Annotated in this window: 15 protein-coding genes; 2 read left to right on the top strand and 13 right to left on the bottom strand. The window is 61.8% G+C overall.

The window, feature by feature from the left end:
- Positions 1-2: 2 nt before the first annotated feature.
- The 10 genes from WJU18_RS18780 to WJU18_RS18735 all read right to left on the bottom strand — a co-directional run bounded on the left by WJU18_RS18780 (position 3) and on the right by WJU18_RS18735 (position 13,237).
- Positions 3-1,379: a hypothetical protein gene (locus WJU18_RS18780; RefSeq protein WP_423454691.1), complete on the bottom strand. Its 1,377-nt coding sequence runs from the start codon at positions 1,377-1,379 to the stop codon at positions 3-5.
- 23 nt (positions 1,380-1,402) lie between these two features.
- Complete coding sequence (locus WJU18_RS18775) at positions 1,403-1,660, bottom strand: hypothetical protein (protein ID WP_423454689.1); 258 nt, start codon at positions 1,658-1,660, stop codon at positions 1,403-1,405.
- Between the two features lie 13 nt (positions 1,661-1,673).
- A complete protein-coding gene (locus WJU18_RS18770; RefSeq protein ID WP_423454687.1) occupies positions 1,674-3,134 on the bottom strand; it encodes a hypothetical protein in 1,461 nt (486 codons plus the stop codon).
- A gap of 14 nt (positions 3,135-3,148) precedes the next feature.
- Positions 3,149-6,034, bottom strand: a complete 2,886-nt coding sequence (locus WJU18_RS18765) for a DUF1156 domain-containing protein (protein ID WP_423454686.1) — start codon at positions 6,032-6,034, stop codon at positions 3,149-3,151.
- A complete protein-coding gene (locus WJU18_RS18760) occupies positions 6,031-7,674 on the bottom strand; it encodes an ATP-dependent nuclease (protein ID WP_423454684.1) in 1,644 nt (547 codons plus the stop codon). Before WJU18_RS18760 ends, WJU18_RS18765 begins: the two co-directional genes overlap by 4 nt.
- Before the next feature lie 2 nt (positions 7,675-7,676).
- Positions 7,677-8,294: an NYN domain-containing protein gene (locus WJU18_RS18755; protein WP_423454681.1), complete on the bottom strand. Its 618-nt coding sequence runs from the start codon at positions 8,292-8,294 to the stop codon at positions 7,677-7,679.
- Between the two features lie 202 nt (positions 8,295-8,496).
- Positions 8,497-9,702, bottom strand: a complete 1,206-nt coding sequence (locus tag WJU18_RS18750) for a DUF3883 domain-containing protein (protein WP_423454680.1) — start codon at positions 9,700-9,702, stop codon at positions 8,497-8,499.
- Positions 9,651-12,038: a DEAD/DEAH box helicase gene (locus WJU18_RS18745; RefSeq protein WP_423454678.1), complete on the bottom strand. Its 2,388-nt coding sequence runs from the start codon at positions 12,036-12,038 to the stop codon at positions 9,651-9,653. Before WJU18_RS18745 ends, WJU18_RS18750 begins: the two co-directional genes overlap by 52 nt.
- Positions 12,039-12,070: 32 nt before the next feature.
- Positions 12,071-12,277 (bottom strand): hypothetical protein, encoded by a 207-nt coding sequence (locus tag WJU18_RS18740; protein WP_423454676.1) that lies wholly within the window; start codon positions 12,275-12,277, stop codon positions 12,071-12,073.
- 63 nt (positions 12,278-12,340) lie between these two features.
- Positions 12,341-13,237 (bottom strand): WYL domain-containing protein, encoded by an 897-nt coding sequence (locus WJU18_RS18735; RefSeq protein ID WP_423454674.1) that lies wholly within the window; start codon positions 13,235-13,237, stop codon positions 12,341-12,343.
- Between the two features lie 133 nt (positions 13,238-13,370).
- On the opposite strand from WJU18_RS18735, the gene WJU18_RS18730 reads away from it, so the two are divergent.
- Positions 13,371-13,601: a hypothetical protein gene (locus WJU18_RS18730; RefSeq protein ID WP_423454672.1), complete on the top strand. Its 231-nt coding sequence runs from the start codon at positions 13,371-13,373 to the stop codon at positions 13,599-13,601.
- Positions 13,602-13,773: 172 nt separating this feature from the next.
- Here WJU18_RS18730 and WJU18_RS18725 read toward each other — a convergent pair whose 3' ends face one another.
- Positions 13,774-14,301, bottom strand: a complete 528-nt coding sequence (locus WJU18_RS18725; protein ID WP_423454671.1) for a hypothetical protein — start codon at positions 14,299-14,301, stop codon at positions 13,774-13,776.
- 1,167 nt (positions 14,302-15,468) lie between these two features.
- On the opposite strand from WJU18_RS18725, the gene WJU18_RS18720 reads away from it, so the two are divergent.
- Positions 15,469-16,620 carry an integrase domain-containing protein gene (locus WJU18_RS18720; protein ID WP_423454669.1) on the top strand — a complete coding sequence of 384 codons (1,152 nt, stop codon included), beginning with the start codon at positions 15,469-15,471 and terminating at the stop codon, positions 16,618-16,620.
- Positions 16,621-16,653: 33 nt separating this feature from the next.
- Here WJU18_RS18720 and WJU18_RS18715 read toward each other — a convergent pair whose 3' ends face one another.
- Positions 16,654-17,877: a type II toxin-antitoxin system HipA family toxin gene (locus tag WJU18_RS18715; RefSeq protein ID WP_423454667.1), complete on the bottom strand. Its 1,224-nt coding sequence runs from the start codon at positions 17,875-17,877 to the stop codon at positions 16,654-16,656.
- Between the two features lie 78 nt (positions 17,878-17,955).
- Entirely contained in the window at positions 17,956-18,267 is a 312-nt protein-coding gene (locus WJU18_RS18710) for a helix-turn-helix domain-containing protein (RefSeq protein ID WP_094434908.1), read from the bottom strand.
- Between the last annotated feature and the right edge of the window lie 105 nt (positions 18,268-18,372).

Below are 18,372 nucleotides of genomic sequence, written 5' to 3'. Positions count from 1 at the left end.
TGCTATTTCCCTCCAACATGGATATTTCCAGCAACATAGCTGGGGGCCCGCACGCCACCGCCAAATACAAGCGGTGCATCATTGGTCTCGGGCATGGTTTCGGCTGCACCTCCAATGGCCACGGCCAGCTGAGGGTAGACGGTCAACAATTCATCGGGCATGTCATCCATCCAGCTAGGACTAGGGTCAACGGATTGCCGCACGATTCGATGCCCATTCACTTCGATGAGGCCCTTGCCCAGGGCTTGCATCATCGGCAGTGGAGAACTACCGCCTGTCAACACCACATGCAAGCGCACACCGTCCATCGCCAGCCAGCGCAGCCAGGATTCATCGACCGCGCCGAGTGCTTTCTTGAAGCCATCCTCCACGGCTTGACCAAACCGAATGACTTTGGGATCAGCGAGAAAATCGTCCAGCATGATCTTGCCGACCGTGTCATCAGACAGCGTGTATTCCAAGGTTCCGGTTTTGAAAAGTACCTCTTTAAGACTCCGAATTCTTCTCGATAGGTCGGCAAGGATGAGCTTGCCTGAGTTGTCACTCGGATCGATAGATTCCTTCTGTGCGATAAATCCACGAAGCAAACCATCAACCTTGTCACCGGCCTGCATCAAGCCTTGAATGGATTTTGAGTTCTGGAAGACGCGAGGCTCATCCTCTTCCGACCTCTTGGTCGAGATGAAAAGGCCAAAATCTGTTGTACCAGCACCTACATCCACAACCATGAATGCGTCGCGCAAGTTCTCGCTGTCGGCAATTTCGCCTGCGGCAACAGCCACAGGCTCAGGGACGCCTTCATCAATCAGGTAGTCCGGTCGTTTTTCGAGCTTCTTGACTTGTTCAACGGCTGCTTTGAGTTCTGCGACATTGATCCCGCCTGACCAACAGCCACTGAACGTGTCGGCAAGCACTTGGGCTTCTGCCAACATCCGGCGCATCAAGTTATTGCCCCACTGCGCCTTGCTGTCTGGCCAACATGGACGGGCGTACCGGCGCTTCACATACCTTGGCTCAGTAACGTGCTCCTTTAAAGCATGCTCCGCGACATCAGTGAAGTAAGCCAAATAGATGCGCAGCAGATCTCCCTGGGTCAACTTGACGCCAGAAGGGTTCATGGCTTTCGACAAGATATTCGCATCTCCGTCAAGAGAGCCTTCGTGTTGAAGACTGATCCAACCCTTGATGGAGTCCAGTCGTTCCCTCCCAGAACTCTCCAGCCCCTGGCTCATTTCAATGGCCTCGAAGCCGAAATAGACTTTGCAGTCATCAGCAATGAATATTGAAGATGGCAGAGCGTAGCCCTCTCTACCAACTGCCACTCCTAACGCCAAATCCAAATGCTGGTCAGGGAAGATCGAGGCAAAGGCTTTGGACATGGCAGTCCCGAAGTCCAAGCACATCAGTGCATCCGGTTCGGTTTTCTCTTCCTCTGGATGGACGAAAGCACCAGGTCAATGCGAGGCGGCTCTACGGGCGGAACGACAACGATGTGGGGCGCAGGTGGTGGTAATACAGGGGGGACATCCTCCCCACCCAGCGCTTGTACGGCAAGCCGTAGCGCCTGCCGCTCGTGTGACGAAGCTGCGCCAATGGCGTGATCGCGCTCAATGCGCTCCAGCAAGCTTGCCAGCAAAATGGCTGCGGTTTTCTTGTCCATTTCGTCCTCTCAGTTACTCGACAATTCCCTTGGCAACCACATCACCCACACTGCCATCGTGCCGCTTGCGCACGATGGCGGGTTGTTTGACCAGCATGCGCTGCTTGGGCGCACCACCCACGGCGGTGAAGAACTTTGGCGACATCTCGATTTCCTCACCCGGAATCCCGTACAAATCCAGTGCGCGCAGGCTTGCGGCCTGTTCGACCTGTACAGCCAAGGTTTGCACGCGGTCCAAAAGATCCCGTGCTGCGGGTGCCATAGTGGGTTCGTAAATTTCCAGATTGGCCAACAGCGGATCGTGCAAGTTGTCACGCATGGCTCTAGCTCGCCGGGCAGCCTGCAAGGCCAGGCCAATACTTTCATCGGCATTGCTGGCTGCGGCCTCAATAGCAGACTCACTGGCTTGGCGAGCGGCGCGTACGCGCCCTCGCTCCAACCAGTCCCGCACGTCTTCGGGCAGCTCGGGGTGCTTCTTGGCTAGATCGCGTGCCAATGCGCGGGCGCGTTCTGGGTGACTGCACAGAACATTCAACTGGCCCAGCAATGTCTGGTCGCATTGACCTTGGCGACCCAACAAAATCAGCGCCTCTGAGACATCCGTAATCAACCGCTCCAGCGGGCTGGCCAAGTCTTTGGGCCATGACGTACTGCCAAGCAATCTGCGGCAGTAGGCAACCACGCTGTACATCTGGGGGTCAGCGACCACCGAGATGCGTGTGCGAACGATGTCGTGCACCGTCAGCAACGCTTCGCGCACCAAGTCGAGTTGCACCTTTTCATTCTGCGGCTTGCCTAGAGCAGACAAAGGCAAAGCCAGCATCTCGTACAAAGCCTTTCCCGGCTCGTCGCCAGCTTCCAGTTCTACTTCGAGAAGGGCGCTGCGCAGAGCGACCAAGGTGCGAGCCAGCCGCTTCGCGACCGTTTCACCCGGCTCTTCAGTATTGGGCCGTAAGGCTTGGAATGCGCTTGCGAGCTGCCGCAACGCTGTTGCGAGATCAGGGGAGCGCGCCAGCAGAGCGGCCACCACCTCTCCGCGCGCTTTCTCGCCCGTCTCCTCCTCTGCAATCGCTCTTGCCAGATAGGCTGGCAACCAGGCAGAAGACATAAGTGCGCAGGCTCGGGCCAGATTCAGACGGTCATCGGCTTCATTTAGTAGTTGCATTGAAGGCAGTTCCTCCGCAAACGCGGGGCGCAACTGCTCGGCAATTTCTGGAGCCCACCGTTTGACAACTTGCCCAAGGCGTATGCACTCTGCGATAGACAGCAGCCGATGCTCTGGCGCAGCATCCAATGCAAAGACCTGTGCCAGCAGATGCGCGCGACCATCCGCCACGGCGGGGTCGTCCGCCTGCTTGGGCAGCACCTTTGCTGTGATCAATGCGGTCAACGCGGCCCGGCGCTCTGCCGAAGGCGTGGCCGCATTGGCAAAAGCTGATAGAGATTCGGTGGTGCTTGGTGTATCAGCGGTCATGACAAGCCCTCCATTCACAGATCGAAGCTGCCTTGCGAGCCCAGCATGCCCACTTCTCCGGCTGCCTGTTCGATGGCGCTCCACGCGGTAACGAGTTCGTTGTAGGCGCGCGCCTCCTCGGCCCAGCCCTTGCGTTCGCACAGGGTGTAGAGGCGGTAGGCCAGTGCGCGGATGGGTTCGGCGCGGGCGGGCATGCGGGCGAGCAGCGCACCGGCGGCGGACTCGCCGTCCTGGTTCAGTGCGCGGATGAGTTGGTGCAGCGCCTCCCATACGGGTAGGCGGGTATCGGATTCCGGCGACCAGTCGCGTGACATTTCGGCCCACTTGAGCAGGCGCAATTCACCCTTGCTCGACGCCACCACGCCGCTGGCTTGCAGGCCGCCGACGCTGGTGCCCTTGGCGCGTGCTAGCACGTCGGCGTCGCCGTATTTGCCGGTGGCCCAGCCTTGCTGTTCAAACCAGTGCAAGCAGAACTGTGTGTCGTGGTCGAAGTCGTCCTCGGCGAGGAAGCGGTTGATGAGTTGCAGCGCGGTGCGCACATTCATGGGCGTGCCGTCGGCTTCCAGCACGGCGGCGTACTGGCTGAAGATGGCCATGCCGGGGCCGATGATGGCTTGCGACAAGTCCACCGGCGCGACGGGCGAATTGACGCCGCCGCGTGTCATTTCATCCAGCGCTTCGGGCAGTACGGCGTTGAGTTCGCGGATGAATTCGCGGCGCGAGACGGTGGGCGCGTCGGCGGGGCGTTGACGGCAGACGAGGATGATGCTGGAAGCGAGCGCGTTAGTTCCTAGACCGATGGAGCGGGCATCGCGTTCTGTCCGCATCGGCCAAGTGCCGGTCAGTGCGAAACCGGCCTTCAACACAGCTTCGAGAAAGGTTTCCCAACCGGTGTTGGATGTGCCCGAATTGTCTTTAGTCTCGGACTGCTTGAAGGCGTAGTAGATGGTGACGGGGAAGCCCGGATGTGCCTGCTGCGCCAAGTTGTGCAGCGCTTCGGTCATGCCACAGAGAAAAAAGGCTTCGGCCTTTTCCTTGCCGCCGTGGCGATAGGGCGTGGCGACCAGCTCTTCGGCCTTGGGTACTGCGACTGTGGCGAACAGATGGGGATAAATATGCCGCAGCGAACGGCGCAGCCAGACATAAAAGAAGTCGGACAGGTCGGCATAGCCGATGTTGTCGTAGTAAGGAGGGTCTGTGGATAAAACCTTATTCAGCGAGACGACTTGCTTCTGCGCATCAGAGTGCAGCGAATGTCCTTGAACCGTGGTGCTGAACTTGTCCAATACTCGGCTCATGCTTCCGAGGCTTGTGACCAAGTCGCCCGCTGCCCCTGAGAAAACACTCGATTCAGCGTAGTCCCAAACCATTGGAACTGCCTGTCGCCGGAACAGATGCTGGGTCTGGTCAGCACTTGGGCCCCATTGACAAAGAGCATTCTGTGCATCGGCCAATCGACTCAACCCAAGCGCCAAATACACCCCCACCGCCTCGGCATAGGCGGTAACACCAGAACCACCTTCATCCAGGGCACGGCCGTCGTCGGACATGCCAACAGCCAGTGCGTCGGTCGCCACCTTGACGATCGCCTCGCCCACCAGATCGGAGAAGGTGGTCAACGCTACCAGTTGACGTGGGGTGAAGAGGTCGCCGTATCTCGTCAAGCCGTAGAGCGGTGGTGAGAACCAGCGCGGGTTCTCCGGCATTGCCACTTCCGGCTTCCATTTTGGCTGTGCCTGACGCGCAATGATTTCGTGTTCGGCGGTCGGCGCAAGGTAGACGCGGCCACGCGCACCTTCGGCGACGATGGCCATGAGCTTCGCACTCATGCGCCCGGCGTTGGCCTCGGCGTAGATGTGCTTAGACTCAATCGGTGTATCTGATACTAGACATTGAAAGTTCGCGCCGCGGGTCAGCTTCGTTCCGTTCTTCGCCGCTTCCGGCGGCGCACCCACCTTCACCGTAAAGCGATACTTGTCGCCCTCGACCACGGACTGCACATAGCTTTCCTTGCCCGCCTTGCTACTGAGGATGAAGGTGGAAACCAGCGGCACGTCCACATGGCTGAACGCCGGGTTGGGGCTTTTCACGGTACGAGCCCACAGCCAGGCGATGACGGTGAGCTTCTGGCCCAGCAAGGGCTTCAGCTCGGGCCGCTCCTTCACGATCTCGGCAGTGATCTCCACCTGCGGATACAGATGGCCGATGCGCTTCTCGGCCTCGGCGCGCATCCATGCGCCGTAGCGGCGCACGTCTTCGGCCAGCCCTTTCGCGCCCGACCAGTCCTCGCTCAACTTACCCTGCTTGTCGCCCGGCACGCGCGGCCCCACCGGCGCGCGGCCCGCGAAGCGCGGCGGGATTTCGATCATGGCCTTGTTGATGGTGACGGCCACGGGGTTGAGGTCGCTGGCGTAGCTTTCCAAACCCAGACGCTGCGCTTCCAGCGGCAAGGCGCCACCGCCCGCGAAGGGGTCGTGGAAGGCGGGCAGCTTGTCGGGGTTGAACAGTTCGGCGGCCTGCGGGTGCGCCTTGTTCAGTTCGCAGACCTCGCGCCACGAGCGCCGGATCTCGGCGCGGGCGCGCTCCAGCACTTCCTCGTTGTTGGTGTTTTCCCACTGCACCAGGTCTTCGATGATCTTGAACAGCCGCTCGCGTTCGGCCTGCGCCTTTTCCTTGTTGACGCCGTAGCGGAAGCCGCCGCCCTGCTGGTAGCCGGGGTCGTTGACCATCTGCGCGAAGATGACCGCCCGCGCCGCCGCCAGCGGACGCCGCGCCCACCACAGATGCAGCGTGCTGGGGTGACCGTGGCGGATGGATTTTTCGCGCGCGGCGGCCTTGTTAATCGCGTCCAGAGGTAGGGCGACTTCGATGAGTTTTTTCGGGGTTTTGATGGTTGTCATGTGTTTTGCCCCACTGGCTCCACAACGATGGCGGCCAATTCTTGATAGACGCTGGTTCCCGGCTTGACCAGCGGCGCGAGCGTGAGCCGAGCAAAGGCTTCCGCATCATTGCCGCATTGGGTCAGTCCCAGGGCTTGCTTACATTTGTTGTAGAGGCGACCAGATGCGGCCTTGATGTCGTCAGCAGGTTTGCCTTGTTGAGCGCCGTCGGTCAGCGCCTGCTGCTTTTCGGCAAGCAGTTCCGACAACTTCTCTGGCTGCCCATGCAAATCGCATAAGGCTTTCAGAATTTCGTTATCCCACAAGTAGCTTTCGAGGTCTCGGCGCTGGAGCACCTGTATGCCGCCTGTTTGAAGTTGCTGGATTTCATCGCCATGTCGGTCGTCCCGGTCAAAGACTTTCCAGCACTTGATGCCGGGCGCGAGCTTGCTCAGCAGCAGACTGAATGTATCGCCATCGCTCTGCACTTCATTCGTCCCTCCGAGTGGGACGAACTCGATGGACGGAAACTGGTTGCCGAAAATGGTCTGATAAACCGCCACATCAAAACTAGGCTTGCGCCCGCCTTGACCCAGACGCTTGCCTTCACAAAAGGCGACATATTTCGGCACGACGAGTTCCGCCAGATCGTCGAGCGCCGTGTGGAATATCTGCCGCCAGAACTGGCGACCTGGCTGGATGGGTGTCAGCGTCGCCGTGTGGTCGAAGTCGTGATCGTGGAAATCAATGAACACGACCTGTCCAAGATTCGCGGCGTAAAGCTCCGCCGCCTTGCGCGCCATGCCGATAGAGTGGGTGGAAAGCCAGAGCTGACAGTTGTCCGGGATCAGGCTGAACATGACTTCCAGCAGCTTGGCTTGCAAGCGCGTGTGCATGTGGAGTTCGGGCTCGTCGATGCAATACACCGTGTCATCGAACGCTTTGCGCTTGACGATGAAATCCAGCAGAAGGTCGAATGCCGCCTTTTCTCCACCGGACAGGTTTTTGTAATGAAAGCCGGAAACGGTTCCCTTCTTGAACCGGAAAGTGCCGTTGGTAAGCGGGTTGCCAGGGCCTTCCAGGACCAAGTCACCGAAAATCTTGGTCATGGCGACGCGCACTTCGCCGATTAATTCATCGGCAAGTTCAGCAACCTTCTTCTGTTGTGTCGCGACATCATCGGAGTAGAGCGCTCTAACTGCTTCCGCAACCATGCGCTGGTAGTTTTCGGATACCCGCTGCTCCTGCTGAATCAGCCGCTGGGGACGGCGAGAGTCGTTCAGGATGTCGTCCGCGTTTCCAAGCCCATTGGTCGTGAACTCGGCCTCGTGGCGATACGCCGAGCGGATGTAGAAGTCTTTTCTGTTGTGCGCTCGTGGGAGTCGAACGGAATCTCCGTGAAATTTGAGTTGAATTCGTTGCAGAACGGCATTCCAGTCGCTACCTGGCTTCGCTGGCAGACTGCGTTCGTGGTATTCAGGCTCATAGCTTACGGATTGCTTCGCATGGCTCATCCAAAAATTGAACGCCTCAAACAACGATGTCTTGCCACTCCCATTCGGACCGGTTAGTAAAACCAGCTTGGTCGTGGCGGGCAGTCCGGTGATCGACAGATCGGCAAACCGTTTGAAGTCCCGGATGTGGATGCTTTCGAGCTTCATGGCTATTTCCAGTGTGCCGGACGTTGGAGCACAAAGCCGTCGGGCTTGACGATCTGATCAGGCAACTGGCTGGCACGCAGCTTGTTCTCGCTGATGGCGAGGTGGCCGTTGGCGTGTTGCTTGAGCGACTTGGAGTGGCGGTGCGGCGGGAATGCGACGATGACGCGCTTGGCGGGGAAGCGTTCACGCACCCGGCGGATAGGTGTGGTCAGGTCGCTGTCGCCTGAGATGACTAGGGCCACATCGAAAGCTTCGTCGAAGGCGTCCGTCATCAACTGGATGGCGATGTTCACGTCGGTCATCTTTTCCTCGTAGTCCGGCCAGATGGCATGGCACGCCCGGCATTCGCGGATCTTTTCGAGGTAGTGGCCGAACTGGCATTGCACGCCTCGCAATGCCAGTGCTTCCAAGTAGGCGTTCTGCCGCTTCTGGTCTGCCGCGTTGCGGCCGTTGTCGCGGATGCGGGCAGAGAAGTAGTGCGTTGCCGCCAGTTGTTGGCCTGGCCTCAGCAGCGTGCGCGCCAGCGCAGCCACGTCCAGCCAGTAGTAGCGTTTGAAGCGGGCCTGCTTCAACCCGAAGTAGAGGTTGAAGCCGTCGATGTAGGCAACGACGCGGGTCACGGGCGTGTCTCCAACCGCTTGCCATGCGGCGCCAAGCTGATACAATGCGCAGCACTAACCCCCCCGGAGATAGCATCTCCGGCCCGACGCCCCGCAAGGGGCGTTTCTCTTTGTGGGGTTGGTTCCAGGCCCACCGCAGATCGCATCTGCGGCCCAACGCCTCCCTCGTGGAGGCGTTTTCCGTTGTGGGCGTTGGCGGCCATCACAGTGATGCTTCCGGCACGACGGCCTTGGCCAGCAACTGGCCCAGATCGAGGTTGATGCTGGTTGTGGCCCAGTCCGGCTCCTGCGTGAAGGGCTGGCGCACGTAGAACGGGCCTTCGTGCTTGTCCCCGTCCACCAACACGATGGCGAGGATGAACTTGTCCGCCTGGTTCAGGCCGTAGAGGATTTCGTTGCGGGTGACGGTGATCGTGGACTGGCCCTTGGCGCGGCCCTTCACCTCGATGTGGCGTGAGGTCGTCAGGCGGCCATCCACGGGCTTGGGCTGGCTGGTCACGTCCCAGCCGCACTTCTGCGCCGACACGTCGATGACGTCGTAACCAAGGGCGCGTTCGGCCTCCATGACCGCGCGCGTGGCCATCTTTTCGACACGGGCGCGGGCAGCAGCGTCCGCCGACCAGCCGCCTTGTTCGGCGGGGACGCCCTTGCGCTGCATCAGCAGCCCCGCCGGGATGACGAGCGCGCCGCCGAGCACGACCGGCGTGGCCGAGACTACATGGCGCATGGCCAGCAATTCCTTTTCGCGCGACTCGCGGCGCGCCGTGAGGTCGTCGATGGTGCGGCGGACGTTCTCCAGCGTCAGGCGAACATCCTTGCCTGCGGCCAGGTCGTCTTGCAGTTTGATGTAGCGGTCTGACCAGAAGTTGATCTCCTTGACCAGCCGTTCGTGGACGGCGGCCAAGGTCTTGTCCACGGACTTCTCGCGCCGCGAGCGTACTTCGTCGAAGTGTTCGGGCACGAGGTGGCTGCCCGCGTGGGCGAGCGCGGCGTGCTCCAGATCCTTGGCGATCCACGGCGAGGCCAGCACGTCTTGGATCAGCGGCATGTCGGAAGCTGCGAGCGGCTCCAAGTCCAGATGCGGTGCCCAGCCCGCGTTGATGGTGGTGCCTGCGGCATCGATCTCCACGAACTGCATGCGCCGCGAGGCGACGCGGCTGGGGTCTTGGCCTTCCAAGACCCGGTGGTCGATGATGAACATCACCTTGGGCGTGACGCCTAAATCGCTAGCATCGACCAGCACCGCGCCTTGCTTCAACTTGTTGCGGTGCTGCTCCAGCACGATGTCGGTGACCGACTGCATCAAGGGATGGCCCGGATGCAACAGGCTGGCCATCGGCGCGCCCACACGGTCGGTCAAGCGCACGTACTGCTTCTCGAAGCAGACGCGCTCGTAGCGGCGCAGCACCGGATCGGCATTGCGGCGATCCCGGCCCGTGATCTGGCGGTCGCGCTCGCGGATGATGGCGGGGACGTTGGTGATCTCGAAGCGGCCTTGCTCTCGGGGCGCAATTCGCCGCCCAAGGCCGCGAAGGCTTGGTTGAAGAAGGCGCGGATGAAGAAGGGTTGGAGCTTGCGGGCTTCGGCCTTCTCCATTTCCTCCTTGACGGCGAACAGGCGTTTCTCGTCCATCACCTCTTCGCACAGGGCGTTGCGCTTGATGATGTTTTCGAGGTGATCGGTATCGAGCGCGCCTTCGATCTTCTTGAGCAGACGGGCGCGCACCTCGGGGTCGGCCCCATAGCGGATGGCCTCGATCAGCAAGTCCTTGAGGCTCTTTTCCTCGAACACCTCGCCGAGGATGTCGAACACGCGCCCGCCCAGCGCCGCGCGTTCCACTTCGAGCTTCTCGAACAGGCGTTGGAAGACGTCGCCCTCGCGAGTTTCGGCGGCAACCATGTTCCAGAGATGGCAGACCTCGGTCTGGCCGATGCGGTGGATGCGGCCGAAGCGTTGCTCCAGCCGGTTGGGGTTCCACGGCAGGTCGTAGTTGACCATCAGGTTGGCGTTTTGCAGGTTCACGCCTTCGCCCGCCGCGTCGGTGGCGATGAGCACGCGCGCCGTCGGGTCGTTGCGGAACAGCTCCTGTACCTTGCGCCGTTCCTCGCGCTTGACGCCGCCGTGGATCATCACCACGGCTTCCTCGCTGCCGATGAGGCCGCGAATCTTGACCGCAAGGTAGTTCAGCGTGTCACGGTGCTCGGTGAAGATGATGAGCTTGCGCTGACGCCCAGCGTCGTCGTGCATTTCGGGTGTGTCTTGCAGCAGGCGGGAGAGTTCGTCCCACTTGCGGTCTTGGCCGGAATGGACGACCTGTCTAGCCTGTTCTTCCAGCCCTTCGAGGATGATGATTTCGGCTTCGAGTTCGGGGATGGTTTGGGAGGCCGTGGCCTGATCCACCAACCGTTCTTCCAGCGCTTCATAGTCCTCGGATGGAAGGTCATCGGCGGAGTCCCAGATGTCCTCGGGCAGGCCGTTGCTGCCATTCAATGTCTCTGCCAGCGCCTGGCCACGCTGGCGCAATTTTTCGTCCTCGACGCGGCGCTTGAGCTTGTTACGGCGCCGCTTGATCGACTGGTAGATGGCCTCGGGGCTGGAGGCGAGCCGCCGTTGCAACGCGGTCAAGGCAAAACCGACGGTGCCTTTGCGGCCGCCATCGGCCAGTTGGTCAGCGCGGGCGAACTCGGTCTTCACGTAGTCCGTGACCGCTGCGTACAAGGCAGCTTCCGGATCGGAGAGCTTGTAGTTGACGGTGTAGGCGCGCCGTTCGGGAAACAGGCGCGTGCCGTCGAAACGCAGCATGTCTTCCTTGACCATGCGGCGCATCAGGTCTGCCACATCGACCTTGTGCGCGCCATCGCGGAACTTGCCGTAGAAGCGGTCTGCATCCAGCAGCGACATGAAGAGCTGGAAGTCCTCCTCCTTGCCATTGTGGGGCGTGGCCGTCATCAGCAGAAAGTGGCGGGTGATGGCTCCCAGCGTTTCGCCAAGCAGGAAGCGCTTGGTCTTGTTGACTTTGTTGCCGAAGTAGTTGGCCGAAAGCTTGTGGGCTTCATCGACGACGACCAGATCCCACTGGGTGAGCCTGAGCTTTTCTTGCAGGTCTTCGGATCGCGCCAGTTGATCGACGCGGGCGACCAGCAGGTCGAAGTCGTCGAAGGGATTGCCGCTGCGGGACTGCTCGACCTGCTCGCGCGAGAACAGCGTGAACGAGAGGCCGAACTTCTCGAACATTTCGTCCTGCCACTGCTCGACCAGCGAGCCGGGCGCGACGATGAGCACGCGCTTGGCGTCGGCGCGCATCAACAGTTCGCGGATGAACAGCCCGGCCATGATGGTCTTGCCCGCGCCGGGGTCGTCGGCCAGCACGTAGCGCAGCGGCTGACGCGGCAGCATGGACTCATAGACCGCCGTGATCTGGTGCGGCAACGGCTCCACGTTCGAGGTGTGGACGGCCATCATCGGATCGAACAGGTGGGCCAGATTGATGCGGTAGGCCTCGGCGGCGAGCTTGAAGGCGTCGCCCGGCGCATCGAAGGCCCACGGGCGGCCCGACTCGGCCAGCGACAGGTTCGCTTCGTCGGTGCGGAACAGCATCCGCTCGCGCAGCGTGCCGTCGGCAGTCTTGTAGTAAACGGTCAGGGCGTTGTCGCCGACAGGCTCGGTCGTGACGATGCGCACCACCTGCCCGGGCTCCAAGCCCGAGATGGCTGCGTTCTTCTGGATCTGTTCGAGCTTCAACACGGCGCGCCCCTTCGTCTTCTTCCGGCTGTCGCTCAGGGCTTACGCCGGTTGTAGGGCGACTGGTTGGTGGGCTTGAGCGAAACGTCGGCTTCGCTGGCCTTGGCGCGCACGGCATCTTCCGTGCGGCCTATCTTGAGGCCGATGACGCGCGTGGGCGTGTTCTGCTTAGCGAGTTGCTTAAGCTGCGAAACATCGGCAGGCGACCACTGTTTGCCGTGATTGGACGGGGTCTTAGCCATGATGGAACTCCTTTCGGTCGTGAAAGTGCTTGGAGGCGGGGTTGAAGCAGAGCGCCATGTTCATCACCATTCCTTGCCGGTTGCGTCGTAGCCCGGCGCGAGAACGAGGTTGGTGACGCCATAGAGCGCCTGCCGGTTGCGCAGCCACAGGTGGTGTTCGCCACCTTTTAGGTTGTGGTCGTCGGTGCAGTCCACGTTCCAGCGGCGCAGCAGGTAGCCCGCCATTGCCGCACGGGTGCGCACCTTGAGCACGCCGCCTTCCATGCCGTACTCGGCTTCGATGGTGTCGGGGTGCTGCACATTGGCCGGATGCGGCACAAGCTCCAGCTCGGTAATGCGGTTCCACTGGATGTCCTGAGCGGAGGTTTCGTGGTCGGCGACCTCGCCCGGCAAGATGCTGGCGTCGTCGAAGCGGCCCAGCACGAAGTCGCGGAACTCGCCGCTGCGGCGGTCGAAGGCCCGCAGGTGCCAGCGCAAGCCGCTGTCAGCCAAGGCGAAGGGCACGATCTCGCGGGTGGTGAGGCCGCTGGACAGGGCGCGGTAGGAAATCTTGACGGCTGCGCCCCGGTGGATGGCGCGAGTCAGGATGGAAAGCAATGCCAGATCAATACGGCTCGGCAGCCCCGTGTCTTCGGAGGCAATGACACCCCGAAGGTGTGAAGGCTCGGCGTCGCCGTACCCTTGAGATAGCCACCTGAGCACACGCTTGATCGGAAAGTCGAACAAGGGCCTGAACCAGGAGGCGCAGACATACACCTTGGCTTTGGGGTCGTACTCCATGTTGCCTGGGGCCAGCTCCTTGTACTGTGCGATATCTCGTGTGGCCGCCGCAGCCTGGATGCCAAAGCGCGTTACCAAGTCTTGTCGCCGGATCTCACCCATAAACCGTAGGCGTAGTTCTACAAACGCGAGCCGGTCGCGCTGCGCCTGCGTGAGATTGATGAGTTGGCTATCGGTCATGGTTTTCTTCGCTTGTGCGTTAGGATCGTAACACATCGAATATGGATTCGATACGTATTCCATATCATCATCAAAATGATAATGATATTGCTGGCCAGAGTAGCTGCTTCTTGGGCTACAGAAGCGCCGTCCCGTGCTGTCGGCGGGTCGCGATGCTGCGGGCGGTCTGGACGTGGAAGTCGCGGCGGCTCGCCAGGTTGGAGGCGACCTGCATCGGGCCGGCCGCGTTGTCGCACCATTTGGTTCAAAGTGCTCCCCACTGCGTGAGGTCGCGCCGAGCACCATTCCGACTGCCTCTCGCGATGTGGGGCGCTGGCGTCAGGGCATCAACGTCCAAGCCAACCGGCGAGCAGTGGACAACTGAACCGAGGCTACATTGAGCATTTGCCCTCGATTTCACGGGCCGTGACCGCGTTGACGGTATGCGGAGATTGGGTGCCGATTCGTCACGTGATCATGCTATTGCCGCAATTTATGCGGCGAAAGAGCGGTTAAATCGCTGCAAGGGTGGGGCGGTAGGATTCCCTCCACTTTGGTTACTTCACCCGCCACAATCGCGGGGGCTCGGCGGATACGGCAGCTAGCGCCTTGTCCAGGCTGCGGTCCACGTGCCCGCGCAGCCGGGCTCGCCACAGCAACCGGCCAAGCGCCCTACAGGGCGCATACAGCAAGCTGAGCGGAACAGTCAGCAGCAGGCTCCGCACATCCCAGCTTGCAGCCACGATGGCGCCTGAGACGAAGATGCCGGCCGCTGCCAGCACATCGCAGCGGCGCAGCAGCAGGGGCGGGTCGGCGGTGATGAAATTGATCCGCCGGCCAGTGCTCAGGTTCACCAGACCGACGACCAGTTCGCCGAGCAGTAGCACGCAGACCTCATGACCGCGCCGCGCGGGCATCGAGCGACTGTGGACCACGAGCTTCACCTTCTGGTCGACGCCATCCGTCCGGGTCAGCCAGAACTCCCGCCGTTCGCGGGCAGGGTATTGTTCGCACGAGCGCATGGGGACATTGATGTAGCGCTGCACCTCGGTCAGTTCGCCGGTGACGTACCAGAACTTGCTCATCTCGAACTCCTTTCGTGGTGATGAACGCAAGTTCCCATGGATGAGCACATCGTCAACCGGCATCCCCAGAGCCTTGTGCCGTCACTCCAGTGACACTGCGTCGTATGTCCCGTGACCCAGGATTGAACGGGTGTTGCCGCTCCTGGGACGTGCGCGAATCTGCAGTGACACTCCAGTTGCACTGCAGATGATTCGCGGGCTGGGCGGAACATGGCTGGCATGACATGGTTTCCTACCGGTCGAAACCAGAGGCCGTATCAATGGGAGTCAAGCCTTGATGTCGTCTCGGTGGCATGCGCGTTCGAAAGATATTTGCCCCCGTCGTTTCGGTTGCAAGCGCCACCCGAAACGACCGCCATTTCGCGGGCATTGCACGGGTACGCGGCGAACAACCGTTGACGTTCGTTCGCCGCCGGTGTCAACTGCAGTTTCCCGAGGCCTCCTGGCCTGCTCCATCGTGGAGCGAAAGGCGTTGCGGTCGTTACCCGCCTTCCTATCGCCTGGCCACTGAGCCTGGCGCGGCATGGTCCTCCGAGGCCATGCCCGGCGTTGTTTCCAACGTAGAGCTGCACATGACTGGCCGGCGCTTCGCCGCCGGACGTTCCCAGAGGACGTGCCATGCGCCTGACTGTTCGCTGACCGGCACCCGATGCCGTGCCACCGAGCCCGTCATCCTTTCGAGCACGCGCATTCGCGCAGCACACGGTTGTGCTTGCCCTCATGGGCTCCCCGTGTGCACCCGCTCGTGAACCTGGCACCGCCCTGGACTTTCGGTCGAGGGGCGGACCCCTGCAGGTGGATGACGCTGCGTTCCGAGAACCGATCCATTCAACCGCGCTGAAGGCCAGACCTTCGCGCTGATGTCGTCCATGCCCTGCGAGGCAGGGCGGCATCACAACGCCCGGCAGACGCAGAAATGCGCCGCCGGGTTGGATCACTCCGTTTCATTTTTAAGACCGACCGAGCCGGCTGCCGCGCAAGTGGCGTGATGCCGGCGAGTACCTGGGTAGGCAAGGCACCGCCGTGGTCGGGTGCCCCGCCGAAATGACCTGACCACGCATGGATGGCGCGACAGAATCCGCGCTGCCCATGGACTTGATGGATTCCACCTCTTTCAATCGCCGCACGCCGCCGGGACGGCGCGCGGCTTCTTCACAGGAGATGGCCATGGCCAACCTTTCTGCTCCGAACTCCAATCGTCGCCGCCAGGGCAGCATCGACACAGCGCGCCACACCCGATATGAGCCACCCCAGCAGGTGCTCGATCGCTACCGCCCCGGCAAAGCCGACCCGATGCGTGTGCTCGAGGTGTTGATCGAGCTGTTCAACGCCCAGCACACCGCACTGAACAAGACCGTCTCGCACAAGACGCGCCAGGAGCGCGCAGACTTCCTGCGGCGCTTCTTTCGCAACCTGCGCCTCAAGGCCGGGTTCAAGACGCTGCCAGATCCGCGTAACCTGGGGCAGAAGCACATCCAGGCCATGGTGACTGTCTGGCAGCGTGAACGACTCGCGCCCGCCACCATCCAGACCTACCTGAGCTTCCTGCGCGGACTGGCGCTATGGCTGGGCAAGCCCGGGTTCATCCTAAAACCGGATCGTTACGGTCTGTCGCTCGCAGAGTACCAACGCCATGAGCACGCCCTGCACGACAAGAGCTGGAGTGCCGCAGGGGTCGACATAGACGCGGTGATAGGGCGCGTGTGTGGCTATGACCCCTATGTCGGCGCATCGCTGCGGCTCATTCGAACGATGGGTTTGCGGCGCAAGGAAGCGGTGATGCTGAGGCCCCATTGCTGCGTCGTGGCGTTCGCCGCAACAGGCCTGCCCATCGAGCAGCGGCAGGCCGACGAATACGTCTGGGTCCAGCAGGGTGCCAAGGGCGGCCGGCCGCGCTTCGTGCCGCTGGATTCGCTGCAGCGCATCGAAGCGCTGCAGTTCGCGCAAAGCGTCGCGCAGGGGCCGGACGCTCACATGGGTAACCCAGGCCGTGGTCTCGTGGAAAACCTGCGGCGCTTCGACTACGTGATGGCGCGCTTCGGCATTACGAGCAAAAAACTGGGGGTGACGGCACATGGCCTACGCCACCAGGCTTTGATCGAGCACTACATCGAACAGACCGGCGGGGTGGCGCCACCCGTGCGCGGTGGTGAGGCAGGGTTGGAACTGGACGCCGTGGCGAGGCAATCGACAGCGCGCCTGGCAGGGCACCATCGCACTCGCGCCTCCGGGGCGTACCTCGGGGCCGTCCTGTATCGCCGCCAGCATGACGAGCAAGCAGAGTTGCCGGACGAGGATGCGTTACCTGCAGGTGATTGACGACTCTGTGTCCGGGGCTGCTGTCGACCTTCATCAACCGCGCATGAGTTTCTCTTGGCAGTTATGGATCGATGCTTTCATCCGTTGCACCGTCGCTCGGCGGATCGGATACGCCGCCGCACGTTGAGAGAAGGTCGTCGCCTGCTCCAGCATCCGATCGATGCTGGCTTCAGCCGCCTTCGTCGCCACGCCACCTTCCGAAGCCAGGCGCAGCAGATGGCTGCGTTCCACGGCACGGCCTTCGCCGCAGACGTCCATGTGGTGATGGCCCATGGGGCCTTCGCTGAAGGTCAGATCGAAGGCTGGGGCCAGCCGCCAGCGCCGATCCTGTCCGAGGCGCCAGGCGAAGTTCTTCGGATGGTCGTCGCGGTTGTGGAACAGCACGTTGAAGACGGCCCGGGCGTAGGCCTTCTCCACTTCGCGCTCGTCGCAGGTCAATAGGCGTGTGGCGCGCAGGAGGGCGGTGTAGTCCGCGCTGCCGGGCAGGCGGAAGTCCACCTGCAGCAGGCCCGCCAGGCTGTGCACCGGCACGCGCGAGCCCTGTTCGCGATCGAAGCGCGCCACGCCGAAGGCGGCCAGCTTGGACGACAGATCGAACCATGCGCTGGCTGGCACCTCCAGTCCGCAATCGCGGGCCAGCTCGGCATACATCTGCTCGATGGCGCAGACCTCTTTGTGTTCGCCCTGGGCGGGGAACTTCACCAGCCAGGGGGCCGGTGCGTCGCCGCGCGTGCTGACGTGGCCCGACCCTGCGTCGTACTGCACCAGCGCCTTGGGCCGTGCGCCTTGCGGGGAGCCTCCCGTCAACGCCAGTTCGCGCAAGGCGGTTCCTGCCTCACCGGCCAGGACGCGCTCGCTTTCTTTGGCCAAGGCCAACAGGTTCCAGTCCGGCTCCTCGGCATCAGGCTCTGCAGCCGGCACGAAGCGCAGGGCGCCCATGGCGCGATCCCCGATGAAGGCCAGGCGATCCAGTGGCCCGGGATGGCGCAAACCCTGCTGACGGAACAACCGGTCCATGAGCAGCAGGCCCCAGCCATCGGGCAGGTTGTCGGCGATCAGGCCTGGCAGGCGGAGCAGGTGCGGTGGAAAGCCGCCATAGGCGGTGGCACGCAGCTTGAGGTGCAGCGGCGACAGTTCGAGCCCTTGCGTCAGCGCCTCGGGCGCATATTCGAACAGCAGCGTGGTGCCGTCGTCGGCGAGCAAGCCCAGTGGCCAGTCCTCGCCCCAGCCGCAGTAGTGGACGGCAAGCCTTTTCATCGCCGGGCCGCCCCAAGATGAAAAGCGCCCCCTGGGGGGCAGCGACCCGCGTAGCGGCGGAGCGTGGGGGCTCATTCTTCATGTGCTGCTCCGGCGGCGGGCTCGCTGCCTTTGGGTAGCCGCTTCGGCTTTTTCCATCTGAGCGATGGACTGGCGCTTGAGCACGAACAGATCCTCCAGCTCATTGACCAGCCCGAGCGCCTGCACTGCGCGAACCAGGGTTTCCAGCGAAGACTGGCCGCTGCTTTCCAGCTTGCGCAGTGCGCCCAACGAGAGGCCAGCCATCTGCGCCAGCTCGCGCTGGGGCAACCCCTGTGCCAACCGCTGCGCACGCACGCGTTGGCCCAGTACCTGGAGGATTTCGCTGGACGGGGCTAGATTTAATGACATTATTCTGTCTCTTATATCAAAAAATCCTTCATAAGAGTCATTTTTATGGTCTTTATATGGTTGTTCCACCAGGCGGCATGTTGCACAGTGATTGCCTACTGTCAA

The sequence above is a fragment of the Ottowia sp. VDI28 genome (assembly GCF_049532675.1).
GTDB lineage: Bacteria > Pseudomonadota > Gammaproteobacteria > Burkholderiales > Burkholderiaceae_C > Ottowia.
This window is presented reverse-complemented; position numbering and strand designations above follow the sequence as displayed.

Coding starts and splice junctions, on each gene's coding strand:
- WJU18_RS18725 (WP_423454671.1), bottom strand. CDS start 14,301: ATGAGCAAGTTCTGGTACGTCACCGGCGAACTGACCGAGGTGCAGCGC.
- WJU18_RS18740 (WP_423454676.1), bottom strand. CDS start 12,277: ATGGCTAAGACCCCGTCCAATCACGGCAAACAGTGGTCGCCTGCCGAT.
- WJU18_RS18720 (WP_423454669.1), top strand. CDS start 15,469: ATGGCCAACCTTTCTGCTCCGAACTCCAATCGTCGCCGCCAGGGCAGC.
- WJU18_RS18780 (WP_423454691.1), bottom strand. CDS start 1,379: ATGTCCAAAGCCTTTGCCTCGATCTTCCCTGACCAGCATTTGGATTTG.
- WJU18_RS18710 (WP_094434908.1), bottom strand. CDS start 18,267: ATGTCATTAAATCTAGCCCCGTCCAGCGAAATCCTCCAGGTACTGGGC.
- WJU18_RS18760 (WP_423454684.1), bottom strand. CDS start 7,674: ATGAAGCTCGAAAGCATCCACATCCGGGACTTCAAACGGTTTGCCGAT.
- WJU18_RS18735 (WP_423454674.1), bottom strand. CDS start 13,237: ATGACCGATAGCCAACTCATCAATCTCACGCAGGCGCAGCGCGACCGG.
- WJU18_RS18765 (WP_423454686.1), bottom strand. CDS start 6,034: ATGACAACCATCAAAACCCCGAAAAAACTCATCGAAGTCGCCCTACCT.
- WJU18_RS18775 (WP_423454689.1), bottom strand. CDS start 1,660: ATGGACAAGAAAACCGCAGCCATTTTGCTGGCAAGCTTGCTGGAGCGC.
- WJU18_RS18770 (WP_423454687.1), bottom strand. CDS start 3,134: ATGACCGCTGATACACCAAGCACCACCGAATCTCTATCAGCTTTTGCC.
- WJU18_RS18715 (WP_423454667.1), bottom strand. CDS start 17,877: ATGAAAAGGCTTGCCGTCCACTACTGCGGCTGGGGCGAGGACTGGCCA.